Source organism: Streptomyces sp. BE303 (assembly GCF_036290945.1).
In the GTDB taxonomy this organism is placed as follows: Bacteria; Actinomycetota; Actinomycetes; order Streptomycetales; family Streptomycetaceae; genus Kitasatospora.
Map to the genome: position 1 here is coordinate 39,565 of NZ_JAQYWZ010000485.1, position 19,653 is coordinate 59,217.

13 protein-coding genes are annotated in these 19,653 nt (G+C 73.5%); 6 read left to right on the forward strand and 7 right to left on the reverse strand.

The window, feature by feature from the left end; all coding sequences use genetic code 11:
• Positions 1 to 36 precede the first annotated feature (36 nt).
• A complete protein-coding gene (locus PUR56_RS10005) occupies positions 37 to 1,884 on the reverse strand; it encodes an outer membrane protein assembly factor BamB family protein (protein WP_329948613.1) in 1,848 nt (615 codons plus the stop codon).
• A 420-nt stretch (positions 1,885 to 2,304) separates the two neighbouring features.
• Between PUR56_RS10005 and PUR56_RS10010 the strand changes: the two genes are divergently transcribed.
• The 3 genes from PUR56_RS10010 to PUR56_RS10020 all read left to right on the forward strand — a co-directional run bounded on the left by PUR56_RS10010 (position 2,305) and on the right by PUR56_RS10020 (position 7,516).
• Positions 2,305 to 3,507: an ROK family transcriptional regulator gene (locus PUR56_RS10010; RefSeq protein ID WP_329882065.1), complete on the forward strand. Its 1,203-nt coding sequence runs from the start codon at positions 2,305 to 2,307 to the stop codon at positions 3,505 to 3,507.
• 319 nt (positions 3,508 to 3,826) lie between these two features.
• Positions 3,827 to 5,746 carry a 1-deoxy-D-xylulose-5-phosphate synthase gene (dxs, locus tag PUR56_RS10015; RefSeq protein WP_329948614.1) on the forward strand — a complete coding sequence of 640 codons (1,920 nt, stop codon included), beginning with the start codon at positions 3,827 to 3,829 and terminating at the stop codon, positions 5,744 to 5,746.
• Positions 5,747 to 5,974: 228 nt separating this feature from the next.
• Positions 5,975 to 7,516 carry an ArnT family glycosyltransferase gene (locus PUR56_RS10020; RefSeq protein WP_329882067.1) on the forward strand — a complete coding sequence of 514 codons (1,542 nt, stop codon included), beginning with the start codon at positions 5,975 to 5,977 and terminating at the stop codon, positions 7,514 to 7,516.
• A gap of 151 nt (positions 7,517 to 7,667) precedes the next feature.
• Here the strand turns inward: PUR56_RS10020 and PUR56_RS10025 are convergent, their stop codons facing one another.
• From PUR56_RS10025 to PUR56_RS10045, 5 genes are all read right to left on the reverse strand, one after another.
• Positions 7,668 to 9,797, reverse strand: coding sequence for a 3-hydroxyacyl-CoA dehydrogenase NAD-binding domain-containing protein (locus PUR56_RS10025; protein WP_329948615.1), 2,130 nt, complete (start codon positions 9,795 to 9,797; stop codon positions 7,668 to 7,670).
• A gap of 2 nt (positions 9,798 to 9,799) precedes the next feature.
• Positions 9,800 to 11,017 carry a thiolase family protein gene (locus PUR56_RS10030; protein WP_329882069.1) on the reverse strand — a complete coding sequence of 406 codons (1,218 nt, stop codon included), beginning with the start codon at positions 11,015 to 11,017 and terminating at the stop codon, positions 9,800 to 9,802.
• Between the two features lie 417 nt (positions 11,018 to 11,434).
• A complete protein-coding gene (locus tag PUR56_RS10035; RefSeq protein WP_329876431.1) occupies positions 11,435 to 12,685 on the reverse strand; it encodes a ribonuclease D in 1,251 nt (416 codons plus the stop codon).
• A gap of 251 nt (positions 12,686 to 12,936) precedes the next feature.
• Positions 12,937 to 13,656 (reverse strand): response regulator transcription factor, encoded by a 720-nt coding sequence (locus PUR56_RS10040; protein WP_327681609.1) that lies wholly within the window; start codon positions 13,654 to 13,656, stop codon positions 12,937 to 12,939.
• 319 nt (positions 13,657 to 13,975) lie between these two features.
• Positions 13,976 to 14,638, reverse strand: coding sequence for a DUF3000 domain-containing protein (locus PUR56_RS10045; protein WP_329948616.1), 663 nt, complete (start codon positions 14,636 to 14,638; stop codon positions 13,976 to 13,978).
• 247 nt (positions 14,639 to 14,885) lie between these two features.
• On the opposite strand from PUR56_RS10045, the gene hemE reads away from it, so the two are divergent.
• The gene (gene hemE, locus PUR56_RS10050; RefSeq protein WP_329876460.1) at positions 14,886 to 15,899 is read left to right on the forward strand and encodes a uroporphyrinogen decarboxylase; all 1,014 of its coding nucleotides are present in this window, start codon (positions 14,886 to 14,888) and stop codon (positions 15,897 to 15,899) included.
• Between the two features lie 83 nt (positions 15,900 to 15,982).
• Here the strand turns inward: hemE and PUR56_RS10055 are convergent, their stop codons facing one another.
• Positions 15,983 to 17,041, reverse strand: coding sequence for a DUF4349 domain-containing protein (locus PUR56_RS10055; protein WP_329948617.1), 1,059 nt, complete (start codon positions 17,039 to 17,041; stop codon positions 15,983 to 15,985).
• A gap of 455 nt (positions 17,042 to 17,496) precedes the next feature.
• Between PUR56_RS10055 and hemG the strand changes: the two genes are divergently transcribed.
• Both hemG and hemQ read left to right on the forward strand, forming a co-directional pair.
• The gene (hemG, locus tag PUR56_RS10060; RefSeq protein WP_329948618.1) at positions 17,497 to 18,933 is read left to right on the forward strand and encodes a protoporphyrinogen oxidase; all 1,437 of its coding nucleotides are present in this window, start codon (positions 17,497 to 17,499) and stop codon (positions 18,931 to 18,933) included.
• A complete protein-coding gene (gene hemQ / locus PUR56_RS10065; RefSeq protein ID WP_329876421.1) occupies positions 18,930 to 19,643 on the forward strand; it encodes a hydrogen peroxide-dependent heme synthase in 714 nt (237 codons plus the stop codon). Before hemG ends, hemQ begins: the two co-directional genes overlap by 4 nt.
• Positions 19,644 to 19,653: the final 10 nt, after the last annotated feature.

Here is a 19,653-nt window from a genome sequence, read left to right on the forward strand (position 1 = left end):
TCCCGCCGGGTGTCCGGCGGGATCACCGTTGCGGCGTCACTTCTTGACGTACTTGGCCACCGGGGCGTCGGAGCTGCTGCGCCCGAAGCCGTACAGCGACCCGTCCGACTGCATCACGAACTCGGTGAGGCTGAGGCCGATGTTGAGGTCGACGTTCTTGCTCTCGATGATGGCGCCGAGCTCGGTCGCCGCACCGTCGGTCGGCGAGAGGGTCACCAGCTTGGCGTCCTTGCCGTAGCCCATGTCCAGGATGGCCCGGACCTTGCCGTCCTTGTCGGTGCCGGAGACCAGCCGCAGCCCGTCCTTGGCGTCACCGGTGGTCGACCAGAGCCGCTTGCCGGTGTTCAGGTCGTACGCGTTGATCGCCGGCTTGGTCGGGTTGGTCTGCACGTACAGGGTCGTGCCGCTGATCACGTTCAGGCTGAACGCGTCGGCCTGGCCGCTGAGCCGCAGGCTGTCGTAGCCGGGCTCCTTGACCGACATCTGGTTGCCGGCCTTGTTGGTCTTGTCGAACGGCAGGATGTAGTCGCCGTTCGGACCGTTCGTCACCAGCAGCACCAGCGGCTGGTCCGAGAGGACCTTGTCGACCCGCTCGATGGTGCCGCCGAGCGTGATCGGCGCGGGCGAGGTGACCTTGCCGCTGTCCGTCTCCACGACCACCAGCTGCGACTTGACGGTGGTGTTGAGGCCGTAGCAGCGGTCGGTGACGACGATCTGGGCGCCGGCGGCGGTGCCGTAGACGCTGCAGTCCTTCTCGCGCGGCTGGAACGCCCAGACCGGGGTGCCGTCGGTGATGTTGATCGCGGCGGCCGTGTTGGCGCCGATGCCGACGACCTTGTCGGTGACGGTCAGCGACGGGGAGGACATCCGCTGCTGGCCGACCTTGACCGTCCAGAGCAGCTTGCCGGCGGCGACGTCGACCGCGGCGATGGTGGAGCAGTCGCTGTCACCGGTGTTCAGCGAGATCGCGGCGATGTGCTTGGCGTTGGTGCTGTACGAGGCGGAGCAGAACTCCTTGGTGCCGGCCGGCACCGGGATGTTCCAGGCCTCCTTGCCGTCGACCGTGCTGATCCCCCGGACACTGGTGGTGTCGACGCGCACCGCGGTCTTCTCGGCGCCCCAGATGGCGAGCAGCCGCGAGCTGCTGCCCCCGGCGGCCGGCTTCTCGGCGGCCCACGCGAGGTTGTAGGCACCGGCCTTGCCGCCGCCGCCCGTGGTCGGGCTGCTGGTGGCCCCGGTGGTGGGGGCGGTGGTCGTGCCGCTGGTGGAGCCGCCGGTGACCTCGCCGCTGGTGCCGCCGGTCGCGGCCGGCGGGTCGTCGTTCTTCTTCTTGTCGTCGGTGAACAGCACGATCAGCGCGGCGACGATGGCGATCGCCAGCACACCGCCGATGATGCCGCCCCAGATCATCACGGGGTTGCGCTGCTTGGGCGCGGCCGGCACCGGCGCACCGGGGAAGCCGTAGCCGCCCTGCTGCGGGTAGCCGTACCCGGCGCCGCCGTCGGCGGGCGGCGGGGCCGCGTAGCCGTAGGGCTGGCCCGCGTTCGGGGCGCCGAACTGCTGGCCCGCGTTCGGGTCGTACGGGCCGACCGGGGCGCCCGGGGGCGGACCCTGCGCGGGGAAGGCGGGGGCGGTGGGCGCGTAGGCGTAGCCCTGGCCCGCGGCCGGGGGCTGGGCCGGCGGCGTGCCCGGTGCCGGGGGCGCGCCGGCCGGTGCGGGCGGCGCCGCCTGCCCGGGCACCGCCGACCCGTCGAGCTGTGTCTGCTGGTCCGCCACGGCCGCCGGGTCCACGCCACCGGGCTTGCGCCCGAGCGAGACGCCCCGGTTGTCCTGACCGCCGCCGGGCGTGTCGCCCGCCCCCGGCGTAGGGTGATCCCCTGCCATCTGATGCCCCGTCATGTCTGGAAGCGTCCCCCGGCCGGTTCACGTCCGCGGCCGGTGGGACGGGTGAGATTGGGCACCATCGTACGGGGGGACGGTTTTCGGACGGTCCCTGGCGCCCGTATCGCCGTGCACCGCGGCCCTGACCTGGGGTCGGACCGGCCGGTTGTCCGCCCGCAGGGCCCGGCGGGCCGGTGCCGGGGCGCCCTGCGCCCCCGTTCTCCCCGCTCTCTCCCCAGCCTCTCCCCGGTCCCGCTCCGGTTTCTGTCCGGAGTCCTCACCCGTCCCCGGGCCGCCACCGCCCCGGCGCCGCTCCTCCCGTTCACGGATGACCGCGCCCTCCCCTCGCCGCAGGCCCTAGGCTTCAGGACTTGAAAGGGGACGCCCGGCGGAGGGGTCCCCGCGCCCTTGGGAGGGTGGATCATGTCCACGGACACACCGGGCTCGCAGTCCTCACTGCACCGCGCCAACCTGGAACGGGTGCTCCGCGCGGTGCGGATGGCCGGCTCGCTGACGCAGGCCGAGATCGCCCGCGGCACCGGTCTCTCGGCGGCCACCGTGTCCAACATCGTCCGGGAACTGAAGGAGAGCGGCACCGTCGTGGTCGCCGACACCTCCTCCGGCGGGCGGCGCGCCCGCAGCGTCTCGCTCAGCGGGGACGCGGGCATCGTGGTGGGGATCGATTTCGGCCACACCCACCTGAGGGTCGCGGTCGGCAACCTCGCGCACCGGGTGCTCGCCGAGGAGAGCGCCCCGATCGACGTCGACGTCTCGGCCGCGCAGGGCTTCGACCGGGCCGAGGCCCTGGTCGAACGGCTCCTCGCCGAGGCCGGGTTCCGGCCGGAGAAGGTGATCGGCGTGGGCCTGGGCGTCCCCGGCCCGATCGACGTGGAGACCGGCGCGCTGGGTTCGACCGCGATCCTGCCCGGCTGGACCGGGATCGCCCCCGGGCGCGAGCTGGCCCAGCGGCTGGGCATGCCGGTGCACGTCGACAACGACGCCAACCTCGGCGCGCTCGGCGAGCTGGTCTGGGGCGCGGGACGCGGGCTGAGCGACCTCGCCTACATCAAGGTGGCGAGCGGCGTCGGCGCCGGGCTGGTGGTCAACGGGCAGATCTACCGCGGCCCGGGCGGCACCGCGGGCGAGATCGGTCACATCACCCTGGACGAGGCCGGCCCGGTCTGCCGCTGCGGCAACCGGGGCTGTCTGGAGACCTTCGTCGGCTCGCGCTACCTGCTCAACCTGCTCGTGCCGACCCTCGGCCCGGAGCTCTCGCTGCCCCGGGTGGTCGAGCTGGCCCACCAGGGCGACCTCGGGTGCCGCCGGGTGATCGCCGACGCCGGCCGGCAGATCGGCACCGGCGTGGCGACCCTCTGCAACCTGCTCAACCCGCGCCGCGTGATCCTCGGCGGTGACCTCGCGGAGGCCGGTGAGCTGGTGCTCGCCCCGATCCGCGACTCGGTGGCCCGCTACGCCATCCCCAGCGCCGCCCGCCAGCTCTCGGTCGTCCCCGGCACCCTGGGCGGCCGCGCCGAGGTGCTGGGCGCGCTCGCGCTGGTGATGAGCGAGATGGGGGAGTCCGGCGCACTCGGCCGCCCGACCCCGGCCGCCACCGCCCGCCCCTGAGCCCTCGGGCCGCGGACGGCCGCCCCCGGGCCCACCCTTCCCCGTCGGCGGCCGGGTCACGGCCGTCCCGGGCGCGGTGCGCCCCGGGCCCGTCCGGGCGCGCCGACACGCCGGTTTCTGCGGTTCACCCGAAAGAGTGACCGTCGAGGTGACTGGCGTGTACCGGCCGGTGGCACCGGACGCCCCGCCCGGTGTCCGGCGGCCGGAGATTAGACTCGACCGGTCGACACCGACCGCGAGGCGGCGGGGAGTGCCGCCGCACCGGGCAGCGACGCCCGTCGGACCTCGCGGTCCGCGAACACTGAACGAGGAGGAACGGGTGGCCCTGCTGACCCGCATTCGGGGACCGCGCGATCTCGACCGGCTCACGCCCGGACAGCTGGCCACCCTGGCCCAGGAGATCCGGACCTTCCTGGTGACGGAGGTCTCCAAGACGGGCGGCCACCTCGGCCCCAACCTCGGCGTGGTGGAACTCACCATCGCGCTGCACCGGGTCTTCGACTCGCCACGCGACCGCATCCTCTTCGACACCGGCCACCAGAGCTACGTCCACAAGCTGCTCACCGGCCGCCAGGACTTCTCGCAGCTGCGGATCAAGGGCGGCCTCTCCGGCTACCCCTCCCGCGCCGAGTCCGAGCACGACGTGATCGAGAACTCGCACGCCTCCACCGTGCTCTCCTACGCCGACGGCCTGGCGAAGGCCAACGAGCTGCTGGGCAAGCACGACCCGGTGGTGGCCGTGATCGGCGACGGCGCGCTCACCGGCGGCATGGCCTGGGAGGCGCTCAACAACATCGCCGACTCCAAGGACCGCCCGGTCGTCATCGTCGTCAACGACAACGAGCGCTCCTACTCGCCGACCATCGGCGGCCTGGCCAACCACCTCGCCACCCTGCGCACCACCCAGGGCTACGAGCGGTTCCTCTCCTGGGGCAAGGACGCGCTGCAGCGCACCCCGGTGGTCGGCCAGCAGCTGTTCGAGACCCTGCACGGCGCCAAGAAGGGCCTGAAGGACTTCATCGCGCCGCAGGGCATGTTCGAGGACCTCGGCCTCAAGTACATCGGCCCGATCGACGGCCACGACCTCACCGCCCTGGAGTCCGCGCTGACCAAGGCGCGCGGCTTCGGCGGCCCGGTGATCGTGCACTGCCTCACCGAGAAGGGCCGCGGCTACCACGCCGCCGAGAACAACGACGAGGACCGCTTCCACGCGGTCGGCGTGATCCACCCGGAGACCGGCCTGCCGATCAAGAGCGCGGGCAAGGACTGGACCTCGGTCTTCGCCGAGGAGATGGTGGCGCTCGGGCACGAGCGCGAGGACATCGTCGGCATCACCGCCGCGATGCTCCACCCGGTCGGCCTGGCCCCGTTCGCGCAGGCGTTCCCGGACCGGATCTTCGACGTCGGCATCGCCGAGCAGCACGCCGTCACCAGCGCCGCCGGCCTGGCCACCGGCGGCCTGCACCCGGTCTTCGCGGTGTACGCGACCTTCCTGAACCGCGCCTTCGACCAGGTGCTGATGGACGTCGCGCTGCACAAGCTGGGCGTCACCTTCGTGCTGGACCGGGCCGGCGTCACCGGCACCGACGGCGCCTCGCACAACGGCATGTGGGACATGTCGATCCTCCAGGTCGTCCCCGGCCTGCGGCTCGCCGCGCCGCGCGACGCCGACCAGGTGCGCGCCCAGCTGCGCGAGGCGGTCGACGTCAAGGACGCCCCGACCGTGGTCCGCTACTCGAAGGGCTCGGTCGGTCCGGCCGTCCCGGCGGTCGGCCGGATCGGCGGCATGGACGTGCTGCGCGAGGCGGCGCCGGACGCCGCCGGGCCGACGGCCGACGGCCGCCGCGCCGACGTGCTGATCGTCTCGGTCGGCGCGCTGGCCCCGATGTGCCTGGAGGTGGCCGACCTGCTGGCCGCCCAGGGCGTCACCGCCACCGTGGTGGACCCGCGCTGGGTCAAGCCGGTCGACCCGGCCCTGCCGGGCCTGGCCGCCGAGCACCGGGTGGTCGTCACGGTCGAGGACAACGGCCGGGTCGGCGGTGTCGGCGCCGCCGTCGCCCAGGCGCTGCGCGACGCCGGCGTGGACCTGCCGCTGCGCGACTTCGGCATTCCGCAGCAGTTCCTGGACCACGCCTCGCGGCCGGAGATCCTCGCCGAGATCGGTCTCACCGCCCCGGACGTCGCCCGTCAGGTGACGGCGCTGGTCTCCAAGCTGGACGTGGCCGCCGTCGAGGCCTGACCGACCTCCGCCGACCCGGCCGGGTCACCCGCCCGGCCGATCGGGGCGGGGGCGGGTCGGCCGGGCCCTGCGGGGCCGTCCCGGCCGTCCGACGTCGACGGCTCGGCAACAGTTCGGCACGGATCAGGTACGGATCAGGTACGGATCGGGTACGGATCGGGCTGATAATCGCACCGAAAGGCGGGACCGGCGCTTCCGGCGCCGATCCCGCCCGGTAGGTTGTCATCCGTGCCGACCCCCACCCGATCCCGCCTGACCGCGCTCGCCGAGCGCCTGCCCTTGGGGGTACCCCCGGCCGAGGGCTGGGAGCGCGTCCGCGTCGGCTACTGGACGCGGCTGGTGCCGTTGCTGGCCCTGGTCGCGCTCGTCACCCACATCCCGTCCTTCGTCCGGCCGGTCTGGAGCCCCGACGAGGGCTTCCTGGCCACCCAGGCCCGGATGCTCGCCGACGGCGGCGTCCTGTACGACACCGTGGTCGACCGCAAGCCGCCGCTCCTGCCCTGGCTCTACCAGGCCTCGTTCGCGGTCTTCGGCTCCGCCTCGCTCTGGCCGCTGCGCACGCTGGCGGTGGGCGCCCACCTGGTCACCGCGATCCTGCTGGCCTCGATCGCCCGCGGCCGCTGGGGCAACCGGGCCGGCGCCGGCGCCGGGCTGCTCTACCTGCTGGTCTCCATCGGGCTCTCCCCGGAGGACACCCAGGCGGCGACCTTCGAGGTCTTCATGCTGCCCGCCATGGTGGCCGCCTTCCGGTACGCCGAGCGGCGCCGCTGGCTGGCGGCGGGCATCGCGGTGGCGCTCTGCTCGCTGACCAAGCAGACCGGCGGCGCGGTGCTGCTGGCCGTGCTCTGGATGCTCTACCAGGACGCCCGCCGGCGCGGCGTCCGGTGGCCGCCCGCCCTGTTCAAGATCGGGTTCGGCTTCACGCTGCCGATAGCGCTGGTCGCGGTCATCCTCACCAAGCCCAAGGGCTTCCTCTTCTGGGTGGTCACCGGCAGCGGCGACTACGCCTCGGCGGGCGGCGCCCTGCTGCAGATGGTCGGCCGGGCGCTCGGCAACTCGGCGATCCTGCTCGGGGCCGGGCTCGGCTTCCTGCTGCCGGTCGGCCGACGGCTCTGGCTGAAGTACCGCCACCGCCCGCTGCCCGTCGCCGGGGAGGAGCACGGCTCCACCACGGACCTCTGGGTCTGGCTGCTGTCCTCGGTGATCGCGGTCAGCGTCGGCTTCCACTTCTTCGGCCACTACTACCTGCAGCTGATGCCCCCGCTGGTGCTGCTGGGCACCGGGGCGGTCGCCACCTCGGCGGTCCGCTGGAAGCCTGTCCTGGTGTACACCACGGCCGCCGCCACGGTCTTCTGGGGCCTGGCGCTGGCCTGGCCGGGGGAGCGGCTCAGCCGCACCACCGAGGTCGCCACGGCGGTCGCCGCCCAGACCTCGCCCAAGGACACCGTGCTGGTCTGGGGCATGCACCCGGAGCTGTACTGGCTCGCGGACCGCAAGCCCGCCACCCGGTACCTGACCGCCGGATTCCTCACCAACTACAGCGGCGGCAAGGACAGCAGCCTCAACGTCGGCGAGCAGTTCTCCGTGGACAACGCCTGGCAGACCTTCGACCAGGAGATCGCCAAGGGCCTGCCCGAGGTCGTGGTCGACGACTCCGGCCTCGCGCCGTACCAGCCCGGCATGATCCCGAAGATCGAGGCGCTGCTGGACACCCACTACGAGATGGTCGGCGTCTTCGCCGACACGGTGGTCTACCGCCTCAAGCGCTGACGCCCCCGGCGGTCGGGGCCGGGCCCGCCCGGCCGCCGCCCGGTCCGGCAGCCCCGGCACGGGACGGAGCGCCGGCACGCGGAGGAGCCCAGGCACGCGGAAGAGCCCCGGTGACCGATCCGTCGGTCACCGGGGCTCCGTCGTGCACTCCTCAGGCGGGCACCGAGGCCACACCGGGGGCGAGGAAGGGCTTGCCGTTCACGCGCTCCGAGATGCCCTCACGGTCCAGGTACGGGGTGATCCCGCCCAGGTGGAAGGGCCAGCCGGCGCCGGTGATCATGCAGAGGTCGATGTCCTGCGCCTCGGCGACGACACCCTCCTCCAGCATCAGGCCGATCTCCTGCGCGACGGCCTCCAGCGACCGCGAGAGCACCTGCTCCTCGGTCAGCACGCTGTCGCCGAAGGAGAGCAGCTCCAGCACCTCGGGGTCGAGGATCTGCTTGCCGTCGACCCAGGTGTAGAAACCGCGCTTGCCGGCCTTCACCACCTTGCCGAGGTTCCCGGAGACGGTGAAGCGCTCCGGGAAGGCCCCGTGCAGGGTCTCCGAGACGTGCAGCGCGATGGCCGGGCCGACCAGCTCCAGCAGCACGATCGGGGACATCGGCAGGCCGAGCGGCTCGACGCCCTTCTCGACGGTGGCGATCGGGGTGCCCTCGTCGATGATGTTCTGGATCTCGCCCATGAAGCGGGTCAGGATCCGGTTCACCACGAACGCCGGGGCGTCCTTGACCAGCACCGAGGTCTTCCGCAGCTTCTTCGAGACGCCGAAGGCCGTGGCCAGCGCGACGTCGTCGGTCTGCTCGCCGCGGACGATCTCCAGCAGCGGCAGGATCGCGACCGGGTTGAAGAAGTGGAAGCCGACGACCCGCTCGGGGTGCTTCAGCTTCGAGGCCATCTCGGTGACCGACAGGGAGGAGGTGTTGGTCGCCAGCACGCAGGTCGGCGAGACCACGTTCTCCAGGTCCGCGAAGACGGTCTGCTTGACGCCCATCTCCTCGAACACGGCCTCGATCACGAAGTCCGCGTCGGCGAAGCCGGCGGCCTTGTCGAGCGAGCCGGTGACCAGGCCCTTGAGACGGTTGGCCTTGTCCTGGCCGATCCGGCCCTTGCCGAGCAGCTTGTCGATCTCGGCGTGGACGTAGCCGACGCCCTTGTCGATGCGCTCCTGGTCGATGTCGGTGAGGACCACCGGCACCTCCAGACGGCGGGCGAACAGCAGCGCCAGCTGCGAGGCCATCAGACCGGCGCCGACGACGCCGACCTTGGTGACCGGGCGGGCCAGCGACTTGTCCGGCGCGCCGACGGGGCGCTTGGCCCGGCGCTGCACCAGGTTGAAGGCGTAGATGCCGCTGCGCAGCTCGCCGCCCATGATGAGGTCGGCCAGGGCCGCGTCCTCGGCGTCGAAACCGGCCTGGAGGTCCTGGTCCTTCACCTGGGCGATGATGTCCAGCGCCCGGTAGGCGGCGGGGGCCGCACCGTGGACCTTGGCGTCGGCGACCAGACGGCCCCAGGCGACGGCGTCGTCCCAGGCCTTGCCGCGGTCGATCTCCTCGCGCTCGACGGTCACGTCGCCCTTGAGGACACGGGCCGCCCAGAGCAGCGACTGCTCCAGGAAGTCGGCCGGCTCGAAGATCGCGTCGGCGATCCCCAGCTCGAACACGTCCTTGCCCTTGAGCTGCTTGTTCTGCGCCATCGAGTTCTCGATGATGACCTTGACGGCCTTCGCCGGGCCGATCAGGTTCGGCAGGACGGTACAGCCGCCCCAGCCGGGGACGAGGCCGAGGAAGACCTCCGGCAGCGAGAACGCCGGGACGCCCGCGGACACCGTGCGGTAGTCGCAGTGCAGGCCGACCTCGACGCCGCCGCCCATCGCCGCGCCGTTGTAGAACGCGAAGGTCGGGACGGGCAGTGCGGCGATCCGCTTGAAGACCTCGTGGCCGCCCTTGCCGATGGCCAGCGCGTCCGCGTGCTCCTTGAGCAGCTCGACGCCCTTGAGGTCGGCGCCGACCGCGAAGATGAACGGCTTGCCGGTGATCGCCGCACCGACGACGGTGCCCTCGGCGGCCTCCGCCTCGACCTGGTCCAGCGCCGCACTCAGCTTGAGCAGCGAGCCCGGGCCGAAGGTGGTCGGCTTGGTGTGGTCGAAGCCGTTGTCCAGGGTGATCAGGGCCAGCCGGCCGGCCTGCAGCGGCAGGTCCAGGTGGCGGACGTGCGCGGTGGTGACGACCTCGCCGGGGAAGAGTTCGGCGCCGCGGGTCAGCAGCTCAGTCGTGGTGCTCATGGTCACTTACCACCCTCGAAGTGCGGGTTCTCCCAGATGATGGTGCCGCCCATGCCGAAGCCGATGCACATCGTGGTGAGGCCGTAGCGGACGTCCGGGCGCTGCTCGAAGCGGCGGGCCAGCTGGTTCATCAGGCGCACGCCGGAGGAGGCCAGCGGGTGGCCGAAGGCGATCGCGCCGCCGTACGGGTTGACCCGCTCGTCGTCGTCCGCGATCCCGTAGTGGTCCAGGAAGGCCAGCACCTGGACGGCGAAGGCCTCGTTGACCTCGAAGGCCTGGATGTCGTCGATGGTCAGACCGGCCTTGGCCAGCGCCTTCTCGGTGGCCGGCACCGGGCCGATGCCCATCACCTCGGGCTCGACGCCCGCGAAGGCGTAGGAGACCATCCGCATCTTGACCGGCAGGCCGAGCTCCTCGGCCACGTCCTCGGCGGCCAGCAGCGAGGCGGTGGCGCCGTCGTTCAGACCGGCCGAGTTGCCCGCGGTGATGTTGCCGTGCGGGCGGAACGGGGTCTTCAGACCCGCCAGGCTCTCCATCGTGGTGCCCGGGCGCAGCGGTTCGTCCACGGTGGCCAGGCCCCAGCCGGTCTCGCCGACCTCGGGGTTGGTGTTGCGGATCGAGATCGGCACCAGGTCGGGCTGGATGTCGCCGTTGGCGTACGCCTTGGCGGCCTTCTCCTGTGAGCGCACGGCGTAGGCGTCGCAGCGCTCCTTGGTGATGTGCGGGAACCGGTCGTGCAGGTTCTCCGCGGTCATCCCCATGAACAGGGCGGACTCGTCGACGAGCTTCTCGGAGACGAAGCGCGGGTTCGGGTCGACGCCCTCGCCCATGGGGTGGCGGCCCATGTGCTCGACGCCACCGGCGACGACGATGTCGTACGCGCCGAAGGCGATACCGCCGGCAGTCGCGGTGACGGCGGTCAGCGCGCCGGCACACATGCGGTCGATCGAGTAGCCGGGGACGGACTTCGGCAGGCCGGCCAGCAGCGCGGCGGTGCGGCCGATCGTCAGACCCTGGTCGCCGATCTGCGTGGTGGCCGCGACGGCGACCTCGTCGATGCGCTCGACGGGCAGGTTCGGGTTCCGGCGCACGAGCTCCCGGATGCACTTGACGACCAGGTCGTCGGCGCGCGTCTCGTGGTAGATGCCCTTCGGGCCGGCCTTGCCGAACGGGGTGCGGACGCCATCGACGAAGACGACGTCCCTCGCGGTACGAGGCACGGGGGCTTCTCCTCCCAGGGACCAACAGGTTGAGGTGGGCAGGCTGCCGCCGTCCGTCGCACGAGGGGACGTGAGCGGCGCTGCTTCACCGTCATGCTACCCGCCGGTAACCAACCTGCCCAGGCCCGACGGGTGCATCTCCCCGTGTGTCCCGCAACACGTGCTGTCGCCCGCTCGCCTCCGGGCCGCTTCGGTCCGGTGCCGACGGTCGGCGCTCCCGCGCTCCTTCGTCGCTTCCTCGCTTCTCCCTCTCGGCACCGGCGCGGTCCTTCGGCTCGGGGCGGGTGTCGCCCGCTCGCCATGGGCCGGCTCGGGGCGGGGCCCTCGCCCCGCCCGTCTCCGGGTCGTTCCGGAGCCGGACGTGGGAGAGGGGATGTCACCCACCCGGGTGACATCCCCTCTCCCACGTCCGACCGCTCAGTCCTGCTGCTCGGCGGCGGCGGCCTCCGCGAAGGCCGTGGCCAGCGCGGGCGCGACCAGGTCCACCTGCCACTGGCGGGCGCCCAGCCGGCGCAGCGCCGCGGCCACCTCCCCGGCGCCGGCGCCGGCCGGCGGCTCCCACGCGACCCGGCGGACGAGGTCCGGCGTGATCAGGTTCTCGGCGGGGAGGTTGTGCGACTCGGCCAGATCGGTGACGGCGGCCCGCGCGCCGGTCAGCCGGGCGGCGGCCACCGGGTCCTTCTCGGCCCAGGCCCGCGGCGGCGGCGGGCCGTCGTGCGGCGCCGCGGACGGCGGCAGCTGGTTCTCCGGCACCTCCCGGCCGCGCTGGACGGCGGCCAGCCACTGCTCCAGCTGGCGCCGGTGCACCCGCGGGCCGAAGCCCTGGACGCCCTGGAGCGCGGCGATGTTCAGGGGCATGGCCAGCGCGGCGTTGACGATCGCCGCGTCCGAGAGCACCCGGCCCGGCGAGACGTCCCGCTCCTGGGCCATCCGGTCGCGGGCCAGCCAGAGCTCGCGCACCACGGCCAGCTGGCGCCGCCGGCGCACCTTGTGCAGCTGCGAGGTGCGGCGCCACGGGTCGGTCCGCGGGGCGGGGCGGGGCGCCGCGGCGATCGCGGCGAACTCCTCCAGGGCCCAGTCGAGCTTGCCCTGGGCGTCCAGCTCCCGTTCGAGCGCGTCGCGCAGCTCGACCAGCACCTCGACGTCCAGAGCGGCGTAGCGGAGCCACGGTTCGGGCAGCGGCCGGGTGGACCAGTCGACCGCGGAGTGCTCCTTGGCCAGGCTCAGCCCGAGCACGCTCTCGGTCATCGGCCCGAGTCCGACCCGCGCGAAGCCGGCGATCCGCCCGGCCAGCTCGGTGTCGAACAGCCGCCGGGGTCTCATGCCGACCTCGGCCAGGCAGGGCAGGTCCTGGGTGGCGGCGTGCACCACCCATTCGGTGTCCGCGAGGGCCTCGCCCAGCCCGCTGAGGTCGGGGCAGGCGATGGGGTCGATCAGCGCGGTACCGGCGCCCGCGCGGCGCAGCTGGATGAGGTACGCCCGTTGGCCGTAGCGGTAGCCGGAGGCCCGCTCGGCATCGACGGCGACCGGTCCGGTTCCCGCGGCGAAGGCGGCGACGGTGGCGGCAAGCGCCTGCTCGTCCGCCACGACCGGAGGGATCCCCTCCTTCGGCTCCAGGAGCGGGACCGGGGCTGCTTCTTCTGGGATGGCTGCTACGGCGTCGGTCACCTACCAAGGGTACGACGGTCCCCGCAGCCGGGAGTGTTGTCGGACTGGTCAGACCGCTTTGTGACCTGCCCGTGCGCCTCCGGGGCGCCCTGATCGGGTGTCGACGGCCGCCGATCCGGAGCGGGGCCGTCCACGGCTCCGCCCCGGGGAGACATCTCCCCGGGGCGGAGCCGTGGATCACGAGCGGCCCGGAGACGGGCGGGCGACGGTACAGAAACGTTCCTCCAGGCCGCCGCGGCGGTCCACCAGGGTCAGTGGATGATGCCGGTGCGCAGGGCGACCGCGACCATCCCGGCGCGGTCCCCGGTGCCCAGCTTGCGGGCGATCCGGGCGAGGTGGCTCTTCACCGTGAGCGCGGAGAGGCCCATCGCCACGCCGATCGCCTTGTTCGACTGGCCCTCGGCGACCAGCCGCAGCACCTCCACCTCCCGGCCGGAGAGCTCGCGGTAGGCGGCCTGCTGGGCTCCCGGCGCACCGGGGGCCCCGGGCGCGCCGCCCGGAGCGCCGGCCGCACCGGGCATGCCCGGCATGCCGGGGCGCCGCATCCGTCCGGCGAGGCCGCCGGCGCCGAGGGGGAGGCCGGGGCGACCCGGCATCGCGACGTTGGTGCGGGTGCCGGTGACGACGTAGCCCTTCACACCGCCGGCCAGCGCGCTGCGGACCGCGCCGATGTCGTCGGCGGCGGACAGCGCGAGCCCGTTGGGCCAGCCCGCGGCGCGGGTCTCGGCGAGGATGGTGAGTCCGGAGCCGTCGGGGAGGTGGACGTCGGCGACGCAGATGTCGCGGGGGGTGGAGACCCGGGGGCGGGCCTCGGCGATCGAGGACACCTCGATCACGTCCCGGACGCCGAGCGCCCAGAGGTGGCGGGTGACGGTGTTTCGGACGCGGGGATCGGCGATGACCACCATGGCGGTGGGCTTGGTCGGCCGGTAGGCGACCACGTTTGCGGGGTGCTCAAGAAGGACCGACACCAGGCCTCCTGCGGGGAGTGGCGGACGGAACCCCGAGGGGGCGGTCGGAGTGTTCCGCGTTCGGAAAGGGTCACAGTCTGCTTCGGCATCATCCGTGCCCGGCTTTAGCGAAAGATCACGATCTAGTGAGTAACAATACGGACAAATCGCGCAAGTGACTGATACGAGGTGCCTGGAAATCGCACAAAATCGATCAGATCGATCGCGGAGTGGTCAGGTTCGAGCGGTTCGTTGACGGAGGGCCCGCGTGGGATCACACGTCGTCAGCCCTGGAGGACGTGCCGGGCACGGCGGCGCCGGGCATCCCGGGCGCCACTCGTCAGTGCGAGCGCGGGCGCCGTCGCGCGGGCATCGGGACCACTCCACCGAGTGACGCGACGTCGGCCGGTGACTGCGGGGCCGGGGCGACCGGCGGCAGACCCGCGCTGATGCAGAGCAGGTCCCCCCAGGCCGCGAGGTGCCGTTCGAAACGGCCGTCGGCCGGCGTCCAGGACGCCCGGATCTCGATCTCGGTGCTGGACTCGCGGTCCGCCAGCCCGCCGAAGTACTGCGAGGCGCACCGGGTCACCGTGCCGGAGGTCTCCGCGTACCCGGCGCCGTGCGCCTGCAACGCGTCGAGCAGCCAGGCCCAGCCGACCTCGGAGAGCATCGGGTCGCCGGCCATCTCCGGTTCCAGCTCCGCCCGGGTCATGGTGACCACGCGGAAGTCCCCGTTCCAGGCCTCCTGGCCGGCGGGGTCGTGCAGCAGCACCAGCCGGCCGTCGGCGAGCTCCTCGCCGTCGACCTCGACGGCGGCGGTCACCGCGAACGCGAACGGGGCGAGCCGGCGCGGCGCGGGGGCGGGGGAGAGGACGACCTCGGGGCGGAGCCGCGCTCCGGAGAACGCCTCCACGGCGGCCCGGAACTCGCTCGGCGCCGCCTCCCGACCCGTTCCGCCACCTGCTCCGCCACCCTGTGCGGGGTGCCCTCCGACCGCTGCCATGACCCGAAGACTAGGTCGAAAACTCGGTTAATCGCCGCAACTTCTTTCCGCGCGGCGCGCCGGGAGGGCAATCCGGCCAGATCTTGGAGGAACCGACGAGACCGGGCGAGGGGGCCGGTCCGGGGCGCGTGCGAAGATTTGGGGCGTGAGCGAGACAACGGCAGACACCACGGCAGCCGCCCAGGCAGGCGCCGCCCCCGGCCAGCAGCCCCCCGCGCGCCGCGGCGCCGCGTACGACTCCGCGTTCCTGCGGGCCTGCCGGCACGAGCCGGTACCGCACACCCCGGTGTGGTTCATGCGCCAGGCCGGCCGCTCGCTGCCCGAGTACCTGAAGGTCCGCGAGGGCATCCCCATGCTGGAGTCCTGCATGCGGCCCGAGCTGGTCAAGGAGATCACCCTCCAGCCGGTGCGCCGGCACCAGGTGGACGCGGCGATCTTCTTCAGCGACATCGTGGTGCCGCTCAAGGCGGTCGGCATCGACGTCGACATCAAGCCCGGCATCGGTCCGGTCATCGCCGACCCGATCCGTACCTTCGAGGACCTCCGGCGGCTGCGCCCGCTGGAGCCGGACGACGTCCCCTACATCACCGAGGCGATCGGCCTGCTCGTCGACGAGCTCGGCTCCACCCCGCTGATCGGCTTCGCCGGCGCGCCCTACACGCTGGCCAGCTACCTGGTCGAGGGCGGCCCGTCCAAGAACCACGAGAACACCAAGGCCATGATGTACGGCGAGCCCGAGCTGTGGGCCGCCCTGGTCGACCGGCTGGCCGACATCACCTCGGCCTTCCTCAAGGTGCAGATCGAGGCGGGCGTCTCCGCGGTCCAGCTCTTCGACTCCTGGGTCGGCGCGCTCGCTCCGGACGACTACCGGCGCTCGGTCATGCCGGCCAGCACCAAGGTGTTCGACGCCGTCGCCGGCTACGGCGTCCCGCGGATCCACTTCGGCGTCGGCACCGGCGAGCTGCTCGGCCTGATGGGTGAGGCCGGCGCGGACGTGGTCGGCGTCGACTGGCGGGTCCCGCTGGACGTCGCCGCCGAGCGGGTCGGCCCCGGCAAGGCCCTGCAGGGCAACCTCGACCCGGCCGTGCTGTTCGCTCCGACCCGGGCCGTCGAGGCCAAGGCGCGCGAGGTGCTGCAGGCCGCCCGGGCGCTCGGCACCAGCGGCCACATCTTCAACCTCGGCCACGGAGTGCTGCCCAGCATGGACCCGGACGCGCTCAGCCGCCTCGTCGCCTTCGTCCACGAGTCCAGCGCCCGCTGAGGTCTGCGGGCCGGCGCCCGCCGGTACGGCGGCGGGACCTCCCGGAGGGGTCCCGCCGCCGTACCGGCGGTTGCGCTGCTGAGCTACTCCTCCCCGGGAGCGCCCGGGCGCCCGGGCGGGACGGCCGGGACCTTCGGGCTCTCGACGGGGGCGGCGGGGACCTCGGGTGCCGCCGGCCGATCGCCCTGACCGCCCTGGCCGCCTTGACCGTCCGGGGTGACCGGGGTGACCGGTGCCGTCCCCGCTCCGGCCCGCCGCCGCCGGCGCAGCACCCAGAGCACCAGCGCCACCGGTCCGGCGACCAGCAGGAACGGCGCCGCCGCGGCCACCGCGACCGCGACGCCGCGCACGATCGCCGCCAGCACGTCCCAGCCGCCGCCCAGCGCGTCACCGACCGAGGTCCAGAAGCCGTCGTCGTCCTCGGCATCCGGCTCGTCCGGCGCCGGGGTGTCCGCCCGCTGCCGGACGTCCAGCGTGATGGTGGACAGCGAGGTCTTCGCCGACAGCTCCTTCAGCTGCTTCTGCAGGGACTCCAGGTCCGCCTCGCGGCGGCTCAACTCGCCCTCCAGGCTGGTGATCTCGGCCAGCGTCTTCGCCTGCGCCATCAGCGCCCGGACCCGGTCCACGCTCACCTGCTGGGTCTGCACCCGGCTGCCGACGTCCGCGACCTGCTGGGTCAGGTCGTCCGCCTGGCTGCGGCGGGACAACACCTCGCCCAGCCCGGCCAGCTGGTCCAGCGTCTGCTGGAACGCCGCCGACGGCACCTTCACCGTCAGCTGCCCGCTCTGCGGGCCGGGCGGATCCATGTCGACCGGGTGCTTGCCACCCCCTCCGCCGCCGGGGACCCCGGCGGAACCGCTCACCGTCTCGCTCGCCACGTAGCCGCCCGCCCCGACCGCCAGGTCGCGGGCCCGCGCCAGCGCGGCGTCCGCCTTCGCCACCCGGACGGACAACTGCGCGCTGTAGGCGATCTGACGGGTGTCCGCCACCGGCACCGCGTTCGGCTTGCCGGCACCCGCCTCCGGCGCGGCCTTCTGAGCGGCCGAGGCCGCACCCGCCGCACCGGGTGCGGCCGGCGCGGCCGGCGCGGCTGCCGGTGCCGCCGCGTCACCGGCGACCGCCGGCGCCGCGTTGCCGCTCATGCTGCTGTCCCTCTTGTCGGACGCGCTGCACCCCCCGGCCAGTACCGCCGCCACGGCCACCGCCGCCAGCGCCCCCGCTCTCCGCCGTCCTCGTTCCACGATCGAGTCCTCCCCGCGTCCACAGTTCCGGCGCCGATTCCTTCCGGCACCCGGACCATTCGACGGGCGCGGAGCCGGATCGGACCCGCTCCGGAGGTCGCAGCTCGATCACAGCTCGGCTGCGGCCCGGACAAGGCGTCGGACCGTCTCCACCACGCTCCCCGCCCGCCGCAGCAGTGCCGCCGTCACCCCGCCGCACCGCCCCGCCGGGCATCCGGGCGCCGACCTCCCGTACGACCCCGACCGGACGTGGTTCGCGCGCGCGGATGTCGCGCCCGCCCCCGCCCCCGGGGCCTCGAACGGGCGGAAGCGGGCGGATTGAGGCAAAGGTGTAAAGACCTGCAAGACTGCGAGGCATGTCGCAAGCACATGTCGTCGTGATCGGCGGCGGGATCGCGGGGCTGACCGCGGCCGCCGTGCTCAGCGGGGCCGCCGGGGGAGCGGCCCGGGCGCGGGTGACGCTGCTGGAGGCGTCCGACCGGCTGGGCGGGAAGCTCTGGGGCGGCGAGGTGGGCGGGGTCCGGGTGGACCTCGGGGCCGAGTCGATGCTGGCCCGGCGGCCCGAGGCGGTCGACCTGGCGCGCGCGGTCGGACTGGACGGGGAACTGGAACCGCCGACCACCGCCAGGGCCGCGATCTGGACGAGGGGCGCGCTGCGGCCCCTGCCCGGCGGACAGGTGATGGGCGTTCCGGGAGACCTCGCCGCGCTGGAGGCCTCCGGGGTACTGAGCGCCGAGGGCCTGGAACGGGCCCGGCACGAGGGGGCCGGCGAGGCCGTCACGGACGACGTCGCGATCGGGCGGTACGTCGCCGACCGGCTCGGCCGCGAGGTGGTGGACCGGCTGGTCGAGCCGCTGCTCGGAGGTGTCTACGCCGGCCGCGCCGACGAGATCTCGCTGCGCGCCGCCGTCCCCGCCCTGCTGCCCGTCGCCCGCGGCGGCGGCTCGCTGGTCGCCGGCGTGCACGAACTGGCCACCCGGCCGCAGACCGCCGGGACCCCCGTCTTCCAGGGGCTGCGCGGCGGCCTCGGCACCCTGCCGACGGCGGTCGCCGCCGCCTGCGTCGGAGCCGGCGTCGACCTGCGCACCCGCACCGCCGTGACCGGGCTGCGCCGCACCCCGGACGGCTGGCGGGTCGCGACCGGCGACGGCGGGGAACTGCACGCCACCGCCGTGGTGCTGGCCGTGCCCGCGCCCGCCGCCGCCCGGCTGCTGCGCGCCGACGCACCGGCCGCGGCCGTCGAGCTGGACGCCGTCGAGTACGCGGGGATGGCCCTGGTCACCCTGGCGTTCCGGCGTTCCGACCTGCCGGAGCCGCCGGCCGGCAGCGGCTTCCTGGTGCCGCCGGTGGACGGCCGCCGGATCAAGGCGTCCACCTTCTCCTCCAACAAGTGGGGCTGGCTGGAGCGCTCCGCCCCGGACGCGTTCGTGCTGCGCACCTCGCTGGGCCGGCTGCGTGAGGAGGAGCCGCTGGAACTGCCGGACGAGGAACTGGTCGCCGGATCGCTGGCCGACCTGGGCGAGGCGATCGGACTGACCGCCCGCCCGTACGACACCGCCGTCACCCGTTGGCGGGCCGGCCTGCCGCAGTACCCGGTCGGCCACCTGGACCGGGTGGCCAGGATCCGGGCTGCCGCGGACCGGGTCGGCGCGCTGGCGCTGTGCGGGGCCGCGTACGACGGGGTGGGCATCCCGGCGTGCATCGCGAGCGCCCGGACGGCCGTCGCCGGGCTCGACGGAGTGCTGACCCCGCTGACCGGGGAGAACGTCACCGAGAGGACAATGGGCGCATGACTGAGACCGTTGAGCAGCAGCCGGAGAAGAAGAAGGCACGGGACCTGAACCAGGTCATCCGCTACACCATGTGGTCGGTGTTCAAGCTCAAGGGCGCACTGCCCGAGGACCGCACCGGCCTGGCCGCCGAGGTGGACGAGCTGTTCGCCCAGCTCGACGCCAAGGACGTCACGGTGCGCGGTACCTACGACGTGTCCGGTCTGCGCGCCGACGCCGACATCCTGGTCTGGTGGCACGCCGCCGACTCCGACGACCTCCAGGAGGCGTACAACCGCTTCCGCCGCACCGGCCTGGGCCGGGAGCTGGAGCCGGTCTGGTCGAACATGGCGCTGCACCGCCCGGCCGAGTTCAACAAGTCGCACATCCCGGCGTTCCTCGCCGACGAGCGCCCGCGCGACTACGTGTGCGTCTACCCGTTCGTCCGCTCCTACGAGTGGTACCTGCTGCCGGACGCCGAGCGGCGCGCGATGCTCGCCGAGCACGGCCAGATGGCGCGCGGCTACCCGGACGTGCGGGCCAACACGGTCGCCTCGTTCGCGCTGGGCGACTACGAGTGGCTGCTCGCCTTCGAGGCGGACGAGCTGCACCGCATCGTGGACCTGATGCGCGACCTGCGCCCCTCCCGGGCCCGGCTGCACGTCCGCGAGGAGGTGCCGTTCTTCACCGGGCGCCGCAAGCCGGTCAGCGAGCTGCTCAACGGCCTCGTCTGAGGCCACCGGC